This is a genomic window from Parabacteroides sp. D25 (assembly GCF_000307475.1).
In the GTDB taxonomy this organism is placed as follows: Bacteria; Bacteroidota; Bacteroidia; order Bacteroidales; family Tannerellaceae; genus Parabacteroides; species Parabacteroides distasonis.
This window is the reverse complement of the sequence record NZ_JH976503.1, coordinates 65464-79541: the sequence shown is the minus strand read 5'-3', so window position 1 is coordinate 79541 and position 14078 is coordinate 65464. Positions and strand designations below refer to the sequence as shown.

At 43.1% G+C, this 14078-nt stretch carries 11 protein-coding genes; 1 reads left to right on the top strand and 10 read right to left on the bottom strand.

What is annotated here, in order from left to right:
• Positions 1-2 precede the first annotated feature (2 nt).
• The 10 genes from HMPREF0999_RS10915 to ppdK form a co-directional block, all read right to left on the bottom strand.
• Complete coding sequence (locus tag HMPREF0999_RS10915; protein ID WP_005857043.1) at positions 3-2165, bottom strand: Kelch repeat-containing protein; 2163 nt, start codon at positions 2163-2165, stop codon at positions 3-5.
• A 12-nt stretch (positions 2166-2177) separates the two neighbouring features.
• Positions 2178-3134 carry a hypothetical protein gene (locus tag HMPREF0999_RS10910; protein WP_008779854.1) on the bottom strand — a complete coding sequence of 319 codons (957 nt, stop codon included), beginning with the start codon at positions 3132-3134 and terminating at the stop codon, positions 2178-2180.
• Between the two features lie 41 nt (positions 3135-3175).
• The gene (locus HMPREF0999_RS10905; RefSeq protein WP_158593295.1) at positions 3176-4969 is read right to left on the bottom strand and encodes a serine/threonine-protein kinase; all 1794 of its coding nucleotides are present in this window, start codon (positions 4967-4969) and stop codon (positions 3176-3178) included.
• Positions 4970-5010: 41 nt separating this feature from the next.
• Positions 5011-5814 (bottom strand): PP2C family protein-serine/threonine phosphatase, encoded by an 804-nt coding sequence (locus HMPREF0999_RS10900; RefSeq protein WP_005857050.1) that lies wholly within the window; start codon positions 5812-5814, stop codon positions 5011-5013.
• Between the two features lie 12 nt (positions 5815-5826).
• A complete protein-coding gene (locus HMPREF0999_RS10895; RefSeq protein WP_009275920.1) occupies positions 5827-6342 on the bottom strand; it encodes an FHA domain-containing protein in 516 nt (171 codons plus the stop codon).
• Positions 6339-6593, bottom strand: coding sequence for a hypothetical protein (locus tag HMPREF0999_RS10890; RefSeq protein WP_005857054.1), 255 nt, complete (start codon positions 6591-6593; stop codon positions 6339-6341). Before HMPREF0999_RS10890 ends, HMPREF0999_RS10895 begins: the two co-directional genes overlap by 4 nt.
• Positions 6594-6735: 142 nt before the next feature.
• Positions 6736-7389: an FHA domain-containing protein gene (locus tag HMPREF0999_RS10885; protein WP_005857056.1), complete on the bottom strand. Its 654-nt coding sequence runs from the start codon at positions 7387-7389 to the stop codon at positions 6736-6738.
• A gap of 4 nt (positions 7390-7393) precedes the next feature.
• Complete coding sequence (locus tag HMPREF0999_RS10880) at positions 7394-7783, bottom strand: LytTR family DNA-binding domain-containing protein (RefSeq protein WP_005857058.1); 390 nt, start codon at positions 7781-7783, stop codon at positions 7394-7396.
• 58 nt (positions 7784-7841) lie between these two features.
• Entirely contained in the window at positions 7842-8936 is a 1095-nt protein-coding gene (locus HMPREF0999_RS10875) for a sensor histidine kinase (protein WP_009275919.1), read from the bottom strand.
• A 380-nt stretch (positions 8937-9316) separates the two neighbouring features.
• On the bottom strand, positions 9317-12037 hold the full coding sequence (ppdK, locus tag HMPREF0999_RS10870) for a pyruvate, phosphate dikinase (protein ID WP_005857062.1): 2721 nt from the start codon (positions 12035-12037) through the stop codon (positions 9317-9319).
• 628 nt (positions 12038-12665) lie between these two features.
• Between ppdK and rlmD the strand changes: the two genes are divergently transcribed.
• Positions 12666-14078 carry a 23S rRNA (uracil(1939)-C(5))-methyltransferase RlmD gene (gene rlmD / locus HMPREF0999_RS10865; protein WP_005857064.1) on the top strand — a complete coding sequence of 471 codons (1413 nt, stop codon included), beginning with the start codon at positions 12666-12668 and terminating at the stop codon, positions 14076-14078.

The following is a 14078-nucleotide window of genomic DNA, read 5'->3' as shown; positions in this document are numbered from 1 at the left end:
CTTTAATTATCCCAAGTAGGATCGTAACTGATTAATGAGTTAGAGGCATTGCCCAAACCGATATAGATATAATTATCCAAGACATACATGCAATGTACAGACCTGTTAGCCGCTGGTAACTGGGATTTCTGGCTCCAGTTCTGAGAGTCCGGATCATAGCGCCAAATATAACCGTCCCCGTCTACGCCATATACGTAATTACCATAAGCGATAGCACATAAAAGCATCCTTCCGGGGAACGAAGCCTCCTTTTCCCAAGCTACAGCGTTCTTGTCTGTAGACCAAAACTGTGTCGTATATTCCAAAGAAGGATCCGCTTTATTAATAATCCCCAGTCCGGCATATATACGGTCACCAATTACAACGGATATTCCGCCGTATTGTTTAATCGGGAAATTAGATTTCTTGCTCCAAACGAAAGCGCTCGGTTCATAAGTCCAGACTTCATCGATTAGTTCGTTACCTCTACGTCCACCTATGAGGAACGCCTGATCTTCCATTCTGCAACATGCCGTCCGATACATACCTTTAGGCCGTTGCTGGTCTGTTTGTACGGCGCTCCAAGAATTATCGGACGTGGAGTATACATATAAACTGTCACATATCTTTCCCGTGTTATCTAAACCACCAAAAGTCCATAGGCCAAATCCGATACTGAAACATGCTTGGCCCGATAATTTCTCAGGCTGAGACCTTAAGGGCAACCATTCTTTCTTAGAGGTCATATATCCCCAAAACTCATCGGTGTATTCCCTACCCGTGTCACCGCCTAATAAGAATCCCGTGCTATTAGCCAAGGTACAGAAAGAGGTAGATCCCGGTATCCGGAAAGCTCCCTCAAACCTTGCCCCTACTCCAAATATATCCGGAGTTTGGAAGCGAACTTCCTCTCCGTAAGCGATACCATTCTTATTTTTAGCGTAAGCTCTTAAATAATAGCTCGTGCCTCCTCTCAATTCCTTTATCGTACCCGTAAACGCTTGTGTACCGGAAGAAAGAGCTACCGCTCCTTCACAATTACCAAAGGCCGGACTAGGACTAGTTCCCCAACATACACCAGCCTCTGTAACCGGTGAGGCACCTTCGGCTAAGACCTCTCCTCCTACCCATGCGGTACCGTTTTTAATAGTAGACACCTCCTTTGTATTGACTGTAGGCAACTCACTTTCCAGAATCGTATGGATACCTTCGCCTGCGCTATAGGTAGTACCTAAAGCGTTTGTCGCATAAGCACGTACGTAATACCCTTTCTGCTGTTGCATATCATAGATTTTCCCGGCAAATTCTCCGATACCCGCTCCGCAAATAATCGTATCCCCATTTTCTATTGTCGGTGATTTATCAGTACTAAAGCAGAAACCACATGCCGTGATCGGAGAATCTCCCTCGCTTATTATTTCCATGGAGAACTCCGCATAGGTAAACTCTGTCGCTATTTTCTTGAATTTGTTATCATCTAATACAGGACGACCATTCGTAGTCTTAAAGGTCTCGACTTTCGCCCCGTTATACTCACCATATTTACTTTTTGCGTAAGCTCTAACGTAATAGGTAGTTTCCGGTTTTAAATCGGAGATCGTACAATAGAACGAATCGGCTTCCATGTCTATACGAATCGTGGAGTCAGATGCTGAAGGCTCCGGATTCAGCATTAAGTAAATACCCCTTTCCTCGATTTCGGCTTCTCCTTGTTTGGTTATCATACCTCCGCATTGAACGGAAGTAGACATCACGTTGACTGGAAATAAGGTCTTAACGCTTCCTAATCCATCTTTCGTCTTAAAAGGTAAAATCTCTCCATAAGCGGTATCTACCGCATTGATCGCATAGGCCCGGATATAGTAATCCAGATCATTGGTTAAGCCCTCGATCGTAGCCTCATATTTTACCTTACGCTTGGATACGGCTTTTTTATTTTTCTCTATCACAGTAAAGGTAGATTCCGTGCTCCAACAAAAACCGGCCTCTGTCACGGGAGCGCCGTTTTCTTGCAGGACCTCCCCCGATACTGTCACTGAACTAGCCGTGGACTTCAATATCTCGTCTGTCTTAACAGACGGTTTTTTAGCGTTTCGAATGCCACCATCTATATCCGGATCATTCACGCATCCGGCCATTAATAAAGCCGCAAATAGAATAGAGAAGAGTGAGTATATATGTTTCATAAATAATCAATATTAAAAGAATACACCTAAGCCAGCGTTTAGATCCAAGTACTTAAAATTAACCGTGTTGCATCCAACGCTAATAAATACAGAGTTCGTTATTTTCATCATCAAGTCAACCTCGGCAGCGACCCCTTTGTATGAGGAATCAATATTCCGGCACCATACCTCTCGTGTACTGTCGTAGTTTTCATAGGAATGGGTCGTGAACGAATGTAGTAAAGCTCTTTCACCATATCCCAAACCAACGGAGGCATATAACCACGGAAAGCATTTTACGATTAAACCGGCCGTTCCGGCTATACTATTTGTCTTCGAGGATTTACCTGTATTAAGCTCATAAGATTCCCCTTCCGAATTAGAGAACTTAATAATCTGCCCTTGGTTATTACATTCGTCCGTATAATTCATAAAAGACATATTCGTCTTGAAACGGACATACCAACCGAAGCGTTGCCCCATACCTCCTACCGTGATTCCATAAGGAGATTCGATCGAATACGAGTATCCCGCGAAAAACTCCATTCGTTTCTTAGGGGATACCGCCGCGGAATCTATTGGTTGGGCCGCCGGTTCCGCCGGCTTTAACAATATCTCTTGGTATTCTTTCCAATAGGTTGCTAGCTCCTCACTTTTAGGGGTTCCGATACCTTCCGAATAATAAATGATTAATTTAGAGATGGCATCCGGATCATCTTCCGTAGCTTTGACCGTCAGGCAGTTTAAACATTTATTCATCAAGCTACGCATGGAAGGCCGCATTCGCTCGTTGGAAAGCCAAATCGTAGTCAGCTGATCAATACTGTATGCGTCGCATTGCGATACGCCTTCCTCGTACCACATTTTAGCGTCACTATAATCAAGACGTTTCATCGCTTCATCTCCCTTACGGTTGTATTCCGTACGCTGTTGCGCCAGCAGTCCGAGGGGAAATACCGCACATATCATCAATATCCAAAGTCTTTTCATATAATAGGTAAATACATGTTTAGTTGTTCATAATATTACAATCAATAATAAGTAAGGCCTTCGCTAATCAATGATCCGTCAGAATTATAAATATCAAACAAATTGTCTTCCCGTTCGAATGCCCGGCCGTTATCCGCGATACCGACACTTAGGTATTTGCAAGGAATACGTTCCTCGGCTTTCGAATCGATCGCCCCGTATCTGTTATTTGACTTCTTGCGTACGATCTTATATCGTCCGAAAGCCATTTTCTCCTCATACAGGGCCTTTTTGTCCGCTATACGTTTCTCCTCGGTTTTCTCATCGCAAGCGATGATCAACCGGACTACCTCTTCCGTAAGTTTCGTATCCTTTGCCTCCGACAAATCTTTCTTAGCTCCCGAATAATCAGCTTTGGCCATTTTTTCCTTACCGGAGGCGATTAACGAGTTATATTTCTCATTCATCTCATTTTCCGATGGCTGATCCGGGAGAACATTCTCTTCTATCGTATGCTCTGTTTCCATAGGTCGTTTCTCTTCCACTTTAGGCTCTTGTTTCTCCGCTTTCTTTATCTCAGAGATAGGAGGTTCCGTATGTAGAACTGGGTGATCTGGCATTTCTACTTCTTTTGAGACATTGCTATCCGGCTCCACAGCTGAAGGTAAATCAATACTCTCGACAACCTCTTTTGTGGGCCTATTGCTATGCACTAAAAGAGCCGTAGCGGATCCTACAACGACAAATATAGCGATTCCGATAGGAATTATTTTCTTTCTGGAATTATTCTTTTCTGTTATTGGCTCCACGGCAGGTGGATTAGCCACATTGACAACAGTCTCTTCATCATCCGATCCTACTAATTTAGAATCTACAGGTGATGAATAAACCACCGTTGTTTCCTCATTCACAATCTCGGGAGATGGACTTGGGACAACCTGAACTTCCTTTTCCGCTTGAGAAAAATCCAAAGACGCCAACATCTCGCCCACCGTCTCAAAGCGATCCGCAGGAATGATTTGCATCGCTTTTATGATAACAGCCTCTGTTTTCGGGCTGATCGCCGCATTGATTTCAGAGGGGTTTCGCAAAGGACGTGCGGCACGTAGTATAGATTCTGTAGGGATTGTTCCCGTTAACAGATTATACATCGTGGCTCCCAAGGAATAAATATCCGGACGGGGCGAGAACACTTGTGTTCCTTCGTTATCGTATTGCTCTATGGATGCGAATCCTTTAGAAAGGGTTAACATCGTAGTGCTGGTCTCTTCCTGCTCGATATCGTAACGTTTGCTGACTCCGAAATCGATCAAGCGGGCGTTCCCGTTCTTATCGATCAAGATATTGCTAGGCTTGATATCCAGATGCAAGATACTCTTATCATGAACGAATTGTAACGCCTCGCCAATTTGCCGTACATATTTAAGGACCGTAGCTTCGGGCAATATCCCGTTTTTCTCAAGCATATATTTTAGCGAGAAGCCGGAAATATACTCCATGGCAATATAAGCCGTATTGTTTTCCTCGAAAACCTCCAACACGTTTACGATATAGGGATGGTGAACTTCCGATAGGATCTTTGCCTCTTTGATCAGTTTTTCCTTGAACTTGTTAAATAAGACCTTTCCCGTCTCCGAATGTACTTTTACGGCTTGGGAACCGGGTTCTCTATAACAATAATCCTTGAAGAAATATTCCTTGACACAGATAGGGACCTCCGTCTTTACGGTACCTAAAGATCCTTTAACCTCTGTGTACCAAACTCCTCTGTAGGTTATGCCAAAACCACCTTGACCAACCACATGAGTAAGTCTGTATTTTCCGTTTTGAAGAAGATGTCCGTCTGGCAGATTCATAACCTTGAATAATTCCATTTAATCTGCCAAAAGTACGTTATTTATATAAAAGAATAAAGAAAAGAGAGAATATTTTGCTTAAAACCCATGCTATCTTCCACTTTTTGAATAGTTATGATATAAAAAGAAAAATTATCCCGAGTCTTGCCGTCACAGGCTTCCATGAGAGCGTCCTTTATTTCCGGAACAGATAAACGACCATTAAATATCTCTGCAATCTTTTCATTCTTCAGTCTTTCAAGAACCCCGTCCGTACAAAGAAAGAGGAAATCGTCGGGTTGAATATCGTTCAAGGTAATAATGTCCGCTTCTGTTGGAGTATGAGTGCCTTGTATAGCCCGGATAATCACATTCCGCTGGGGGTGGGTTAACGCTTCTTCCGGAGTGATCTTACCTAATTTAACCAACGAATTTACCAATGAATGATCTTCTGTTTGATATAAAATCTCCCCCTTCCTCAGATGATAGATCCGGCTATCTCCGATATGAGCCAATACGATTCCGGAAGAAGCGATATAGGCCATGGTGAGCGTAGTAGCCATACCCATCGCTTCCGGATGCTCTTGAACATAGGAGTCGAAACAGACTTCCGCATAATGTACGGCTTTATGGATAAACTCTGGCGTGGGATCATCCTTTAGGAACGTAGAAAAGAAAGTTTGTATGGACTCGCAAGCTAATGAGCTGGCTACCTCCCCTTTCTCGGCTCCACCCACACCATCGCAAACCATAAACAATTTTTGGTCAAGGGTCACTTGTTCGGGAAGCGGGTAAATGGAATCCTCGTTATTCGATCTGCCTCCTTTTTCCGTAATAGCACATGGCTTACCGATCGTTATAATCATAACAAATGAGTTTTATTCATTAAAACGTAAGACGGTGCGACCAATAATAATCTCGTCATTATCATTGAGCACGACCACCTCGCCATTCTCTAGGTAACTGTTATTATATAACGTATGGTTTTTACTATTATTGTCAGTAAGGAAATGTTTATATCCACCTTTTGAATCTTTTTTCACCTCAATGCAAATATGCTCGCGACTCATCGTGCGATCAGACGTGATAATTGGCATCGTAGCTTGTGAGGCGTTCGACTTCCGGCCAATGACAACCTTCCCTTCGTGAAGAGGAAACGCTTGTTCAGGTGTATCGGCGTCTGGAAGAACCGTCAGTCTGCCGATTCCAGTCTTGACAGGTGTCACTAAAATCGTATCGGAATCGACTTCCTGATGATTACTTTTCTCGGATAATAAGGACAAAGGAATAGGCTCTTTGCATTTCGGACACTTAAAGGAGGTAATGCCGAGGGGAATCTTCCCCTCGGCTACCTTTAATCCTACATGGCAATGTGGACATTTAACTGCGATCATACGATAAACGAAATATCTGCGCCATCCATATCCGTAGAGTACAGATCCATCATATCTGTATCGGAAAGCATAACCGTATCGTCCGCCAATGTTATAAAGTCTGAATGATCGAAAGACTCGATGCTACTATCGTCTATAACTATGGCGTCGCCTAGGTCGACACCTCCTCCTTCCACGTCTATTATGACAGCATCCGCTGGCATGACGTCATTGCCGTCTAAAGTTACGAATGTATATTCCTCTTCTTGCATAACCTTTGTTCCTAATATATTAATATTCCGAAAACAAAAGTACAAAAAGCAATGGATTAATAAACTTGTTATTCTCTCTTATAATCAAACATTTGGGTTTCATGTACAAAAGAGGCTGTTTTACTATACGAAAAGAAAAGGCTCATTCTCTCACCCATTTGGCCTTACAGGAAGAAACTGGGCATTGCTTTCGGTTTTTCAATGATTCCCAAGGGATCTCACCCAAGAATGTCCCACATTTCGGGCAAACATAGTCTATCTTAAATTGATTGGCGATATCCTGCAATTGCTGGGGAATCTTGGCCGACTGCTTGGCTCCTAGATAGATTCCTACCGTAGGGGCACAAATCGTTATCAGGAGGCTGATGCCGAATAGCTCCGGGCTACCTTTCCCTAAGAAGCCTATCACGACCCCCACTATTCCGGGCAAAGCAAATGGTAAGGATTGAAATAATCTGGTCTTAAACTGATTAGAGGATTGAATCTTAACTTTTGCTTGAATATAATCATCGTAGACTTTTTTCAATGCGGCAAATTCATCGCTATAATCATTATTGTATTTAAGCACCTCGGAAAGATTTAAGACATAGCTATCCCCCAAGCGAATATGATCCGTAGGAGTAACACGTTTCTTTACGATCTGGGCACCATTCACGAACGTACCGTTAGTAGATCCCGTATCCTCCAATAATAAGTTGCCACCATCCTCACGTATCAGACGGGCATGATGGCGGCTTACATGAGGATCGTTTGCAATAAAATCGTTGTCTTTTGCTTTTCCTATCTTTATAATCATCGTCTTATTCCTTTTCCTCTTCCTCTTGAGGCTTTCCCATCTCCTTCTCAAGATTATCTTTCAGCACTTTCAACGGATCCTTGGATATTACCAACTCTTTAGGCTTACCCTCTTCCGTCAATAATAATAAACGCTGCTTAGGGAGATTTATTTGTAAGATATGATTTTTATTTATGATATGACTTTTTCCGACACGCATTAATATCTTGTTACAACCAGCGACCTGCTTCTCTAAGATCTCTTCTATTTTTCCGATATTTATAGCGAAGGTAAATTGGATGCCATTTGACAACAATAGTTTCGTATAGTTCCTGTCTGCTTCAAAATAAAGGATCTGACCAATCTTAATGCGCAACAACTCATCCCTTGTTTTTATAATTAAATACCGCTCCATACGTAGAAATTGTTTTTTCGTTTCTCTTTCAAAAACAAATATACGGTATTTTCTTTATTTAATAGGTATCTTTTGGGGGAAAGATTGGTAAAGTGCACCAAAAACAAGAGCCTTTTCCCTGCTCAGAAGAGACACCGATACGCCCTCCCAGCCTTTCAACTATATTTTGGCAGATAGAAAGTCCAAGCCCTATGCCTTGCTTTTGGTTTCGTCCTTTATAAAAACGATCGAACACATGAAGTTTTATTTCCTCCGACATTCCTTCCCCCGTATCGGTCACGGATAACAGAACTTCGTTCTCCATGGCTTGATATGACAAGATGATGCTACCTATAGAGGTGTACTTAATTGCGTTTGTTATAAAATTGCCAAGAACTTGTTTCAAACGGATACGGTCGGAGCGTAATAAAAAGGAATCCAAAGATGCCGGATAGGTCAAAGCTACTCCTCTCGGTACTTTGATCTGGAAAGAAGCTACCGTTTCTACAATAAGTTGTCTTAGATCAAATTCCATGAAATCAAAGGTCATGGTACCAGACTCGAGCTTAGCCAGATCCAATACATCATTAACGATACCCAATAATAACTCATTATTGGTCTGAATAAGATTAATATACTCTTGTCTTAGCTCACCATCCTCTTCATCCCCTAAAAGAGAAGAGAATCCGACAATAGCGTTTAATGGCATGCGGATCTCATGGCTGATGTTTGCCAAAAAGGAGGATTTCAAACGCTCTGATTTCTCGGCCTTCAGCATTCGTTCTTCCATCGCTTTCAGTTCAGATATATCATAATTCATCAGTAATAGGATGGGGCTTGATTTCTCCAGACCCGCCTCCATTATATCCAGACGAATCCATTTCCATCCCTCGCCATCCTTGACCCGGGCTTCCCGTTGATCATGATCAGTTTCTCCGTGGACAAGTCGGCTCAAGGAAGTTTTCAAGCATTCACGGTCTTCTGGCTTGACATTGGAATATATGCCTACTATCTGGCTCAATGGAGTTCCCGGAACTTCACCCATATTCAGATACCATTGTTCCATCGCCACTCCTTCCCCAGTGGACAAATCATACTTTGCGCAGCCGATCTTGGCACGATGACTTATCTGAGGAAAAAAAAGCTCGAACTCTATGCCTAATGTCGTTTTCATATATATCCGTTCTCATTATATTTATGCAAAAAGAGGGTTTAGCCATAAAAAACGAATGAATTAATCGTTCGTTTTAATTAGTCGTTTATATCGATTATTTTATAGGGAACATATAGGTTTAGTAAAATACCCAAAAAACCGCATCAAAATTATATTCTAAAGTCTTTTTGACTTTCATAAGTAAATGTTTTTTGCGATATTTGCAAACGACTAATTAAAACGAACGATTAAACTAGTCGTTTTGTTGCCTTCCCCACCACTTCAATATCCTGATATATAAGATTATACCATATGACTATAAAAAAATAGAGGGTAGATTGATCACTCAATCCACCCTCCTGCCTATCGTGTGCTTAAACTATTAAAAATCAACCCCTTGATTAGTCTTCTAGAGCCGCTTGCGCCGCCGCGATACGAGCGATGGGCACTCTAAAAGGTGAACATGATACGTAATTCAAGCCAACTTTATGGCAGAACTTAACGGAAGAAGGCTCACCACCATGCTCGCCGCAAATACCACATTTCAAATCCGGACGGATGGCACGACCTTTCTCAGTTGCCATACGAACCAGCTGTCCTACACCATTTTGGTCTAGTACTTGGAACGGATCGACCTTCAAAATCTTCTTCTCTAAGTAAACCGGTAAGAAGGAAGCGATATCGTCACGAGAGTAACCAAATGTCATCTGAGTCAAATCATTCGTTCCGAATGAGAAGAATTCGGCGCTGGAAGCGATACGATCCGCTGTCAATGCCGCACGAGGAATCTCGATCATCGTACCTACCTTGAATTCGATACGATCGCCAACTTCCTTGAATAGCTCTTCGGCCGCGGTACGGATCACCTTCTCTTGTTCCTTGAATTCATATAAGATTCCTGTTAATGGTACCATGATTTCCGGTTTAGCCTCAATACCTTCTTTCTTCAAATCCAAAGCGGCACCTAAAATGGCCCGAGTCTGCATTTCCGTAATTTCCGGATATGTATTACCTAGACGGCAACCACGGTGACCCAACATCGGGTTATGCTCGCAAAGAGATTCCACACGTTTTTGGATCTCCTTAACGGACACGCCCATAGTCTCAGCCATTTCCTCTTGACCTTTCAAATCGTGAGGAACGAACTCATGCAAAGGAGGATCGAGCAAACGAACGGTAACAGGACATCCGGCCATAGCCTTGAAGATACCCTTAAAGTCCTCTTTCTGATAAGGAAGGATCTTCGCCAACGCTTTCTTACGACCTTCAGCGTCCTCGGCCAAGATCATCTCACGCATAGCTTTGATCTTCTCACCTTCGAAGAACATATGCTCCGTACGGCAAAGGCCAATACCAACGGCACCGAAGCTACGAGCGATCGAAGCGTCGTGAGGCGTATCAGCGTTTGTACGAACTTGTAATTTTGTATATTTATCGGCTAAAGCCATTAGCTCCGCGAAGTCACCTGACAACTCTGCCGCTTTCGTCTCGACCTGTCCTACATAGACTTCCCCGGTCGTACCATTGATAGAGATATAATCACCTTCTTTCAAGGTTACGCCATCGACGTCTACAGTCTTGTTCTTATAATCGATATTCAAGGCACCAGCGCCGGATACACAGCACTTACCCATGCCACGAGCCACGACAGCGGCGTGAGAAGTCATACCTCCACGAGCGGTAAGGATACCTTCGGCGACAGCCATACCGGCCAAGTCCTCCGGAGAAGTCTCAATACGGACCATGACAACCTTTTTGCCATCGGCATGCCATTTAGCGGCATCATCAGCGAAGAATACGATCTGTCCGGTAGCGGCACCCGGTGAAGCCGGCAAACCTTTTACCCATACTTTCGCCTGTTTCTCGGCTTTTTTATCGAATACTGGGTGAAGCAACTCATCCAGTTTATTCGGCTCGATACGGTTCAACGCTGTTTTCTCGTCGATCATGCCTTGATGCAATAAGTCGATAGCGATTTTCACCATAGCGGCACCGGTACGTTTGCCGTTACGGGTTTGCAAGAACCAAAGTTTACCCTCTTGTACGGTAAACTCCATATCTTGCATATCCCGATAATGATCTTCCAATTTCTCTTGGATAGCGTCTAATTGCTTATAGATTTCCGGCATGGCTTCTTCCATAGACGGATATTTAGCGATACGTTCTTCTTCTGAGATTCCGGCACGTTCAGCCCAACGTTGTGAACCGATCTTCGTAATCTGTTGCGGGGTACGGATACCTGCTACAACATCCTCACCTTGAGCGTTAATCAAGTACTCGCCATTGAACAAGTCCTCACCATTACCCGCGTCACGAGAGAAACAAACGCCTGTAGCGGAAGTATCGCCCATATTACCGAATACCATGGCTTGTACGCTAACCGCCGTTCCCCACTCGTCTGGAATACCTTCCATCTTACGATACAGGATAGCACGCTCATTCATCCAGCTATTGAACACGGCACAGATAGCGCCCCACAATTGCTCATAAGCGCAAGTCGGGAAATCCTGTCCGGTCTGGGCCTTAACGGCTGCCTTAAATTTAGAGACCAATGTTTTCAAGTCTTCAACGTCAAGCTCGTTATCTAACTTAACGCCTTTCGCTTTCTTTACTTCCTCGATGATCGCCTCAAACGGATCGATATCCTCTTTGCTTGTCGGTTTCATGCCTAATACGACATCTCCGTACATTTGAACGAAACGACGATAAGAGTCCCAAGCGAAACGAGCGTTGCCCGTCTTACGAGACAATCCTTCCACTACCTCGTCGTTCAAGCCAAGGTTCAATATCGTATCCATCATACCTGGCATGGACGCACGGGCACCGGAGCGAACTGAAACTAACAGAGGATTGGCAACATCACCGAACTTAGAGTTCATTAACGTTTCGATATTAGCGATCGCCTTCTCAACATCCGCTTTCAGCAACTCTACGACTTTATCTTTGCCTAACTCGTAATACTCTATACAAACTTCTGTTGTAATCGTGAATCCCGGAGGAACCGGTACACCAATCAGATTCATCTCGGCAAGGTTAGCGCCTTTACCACCCAGCAGATTTCTCATATCTGCCTTACCTTCGGCTTTTCCATTTCCGAACGTGTAAACTCTTTTTCTTTCCATATTCGACAGTATTGAATTTAGATTCTAGTTTTGTTGATTTCAACTGTTATATTGCTATCTCAACTTTGCAATGCTGCAAATATATGCTATTTCTACTTTGCAAGCACGAATAGCGTTAAAGATTTTTACATGTTTTACAACTATTCTTTACCATTTATATCCAGCAAATGCTTACATTTGCGTGCGGAAGTTTGTTGACGCTTCCATTTCCCATCGGATTTCCCGCCTATCTCTTTGCCCCTTACATATAATTATATGATCTTTTTCTTTTATTTGTGTCTATTTATTTCCAATAGGAAGACTCAGGAGTTTTTTGCTGAAGAAACTTTAGTTTCTACAGCATGAAACTAAAGTTTCTTCAGCATGAAACTAAAGTTTCTCCCTAGTGGAACTAAAGTTTTTCTATAGCAAAACAAAAGTTTTCCTTATAAGAAATTTTAAGAAACTGCAATATATTGATTTATAAACACATACTATACATCCCTTTCTGTCCATAATCATATCTTCATCAATCTTGATAGAATAACGAGAACTGTTTGCCGGACTCATTTAAGTATATAGAACGAAGCTCTTTGTTCTTAGCGGAATTGTAAGTATTTTCGCGAAGCGAATTTAAAACTTAACGACATTGGCAAGAAAGAAGAAACAGTTGCCTATATTAGAAAAGGTAACCATTACGGACGTAGCCGCCGAGGGCAAGGCTATCGCGAGAGTGAACGATATGGTGGTATTTGTACCCTTCGTCGCTCCGGGAGACGTGGTTGATATTCAACTGACCCGTAAGAAGAATAGTTATGCGGAGGGGAAACCTGTATATTTCCATGAGTACTCGGCCAAACGTGCGGAGCCGTTTTGTGAGCACTTCGGTGTCTGTGGAGGTTGCAAGTGGCAACATCTTCCCTATGAGGAACAACTTTACTATAAGCAAAAACAGGTCTACGATAATCTTACCCGCATCGGGAAAGTCGAAATGGAAGAGAAACTTCCGATCTTAGGTTCCGAGCGCACGACTTTCTACCGGAACAAGCTTGAGTTTACTTTCTCAAACAAGAAATGGCTTACGGAGGAAGAGATCCAGTCCGGTGCTTCTTTCGATTGCATGAATGGTGTCGGGTTTCATATACCGGGGATGTTCGATAAGGTATTGGACATCCATAAATGTTGGTTGCAAGATGATATATCGAACAAGATCCGTCTTTGCGTCAAGGAATATTGCCTATCTCATGAGGGATATCCTTTCTTCGATTTACGGAACCAAGAGGGATTCGTTCGTACGTTGATGATCCGTACGGCATCCACTGGGGATTTGATGGTCGTATTGGTTTTCTTCCATGAGGATGTAGAGCGCAGGGAGGCGCTACTATCTCATCTGGCGGAACGATTCCCGGAAATCACGTCCTTGATGTACGTCATCAACGGCAAATGTAATGACACGATCACCGACCAAGAAGTTCTCGTATTCAAGGGAAAAGACCATATCATCGAGGAGATGGAGGGGCTTCAATTCAAGGTAGGTCCTAAGTCTTTCTATCAGACAAACAGTGAACAGGCTTATAATCTATATAAAGTGGCTAGAGAATTTGCGGGTCTTACCGGAAATGAGATGGTGTACGATTTATATACCGGGACAGGTACGATCGCAAATTTCGTCTCTCGCCAAGCAAAGAAGGTTATCGGCATCGAATACGTACCGGAGGCTATCGAGGACGCAAAAGTGAATTCCGCCTTGAACCATATAGAGAACACGCTTTTTTATGCCGGTGATATGAAAGATATCCTTACGCAGGATTTCATAAACCAACACGGACGTCCGGATGTTATTATTACCGATCCACCACGTGCCGGTATGCATGATGATGTGATCAACACTATTCTCTTCGCCGAGCCGGAACGTATCGTTTACGTTAGCTGCAATCCTGCTACGCAAGCCCGCGATTTGAGTTTGTTGAGCGTGAAATACTCCGTCAAGAAAGTCCGTCCGGTCGATATGTTTCCTCATACACATCATGTGGAGAACGTGGTTTTGCTTGAGAAAAAATAA

Coding starts and splice junctions, on each gene's coding strand:
- HMPREF0999_RS10915 (WP_005857043.1), bottom strand. CDS start 2,165: ATGAAACATATATACTCACTCTTCTCTATTCTATTTGCGGCTTTATTA.
- HMPREF0999_RS10910 (WP_008779854.1), bottom strand. CDS start 3,134: ATGAAAAGACTTTGGATATTGATGATATGTGCGGTATTTCCCCTCGGA.
- HMPREF0999_RS10905 (WP_158593295.1), bottom strand. CDS start 4,969: ATGAATCTGCCAGACGGACATCTTCTTCAAAACGGAAAATACAGACTT.
- HMPREF0999_RS10900 (WP_005857050.1), bottom strand. CDS start 5,814: ATGATTATAACGATCGGTAAGCCATGTGCTATTACGGAAAAAGGAGGC.
- HMPREF0999_RS10895 (WP_009275920.1), bottom strand. CDS start 6,342: ATGATCGCAGTTAAATGTCCACATTGCCATGTAGGATTAAAGGTAGCC.
- HMPREF0999_RS10890 (WP_005857054.1), bottom strand. CDS start 6,593: ATGCAAGAAGAGGAATATACATTCGTAACTTTAGACGGCAATGACGTC.
- HMPREF0999_RS10885 (WP_005857056.1), bottom strand. CDS start 7,389: ATGATTATAAAGATAGGAAAAGCAAAAGACAACGATTTTATTGCAAAC.
- HMPREF0999_RS10880 (WP_005857058.1), bottom strand. CDS start 7,783: ATGGAGCGGTATTTAATTATAAAAACAAGGGATGAGTTGTTGCGCATT.
- HMPREF0999_RS10875 (WP_009275919.1), bottom strand. CDS start 8,936: ATGAAAACGACATTAGGCATAGAGTTCGAGCTTTTTTTTCCTCAGATA.
- ppdK (WP_005857062.1), bottom strand. CDS start 12,037: ATGGAAAGAAAAAGAGTTTACACGTTCGGAAATGGAAAAGCCGAAGGT.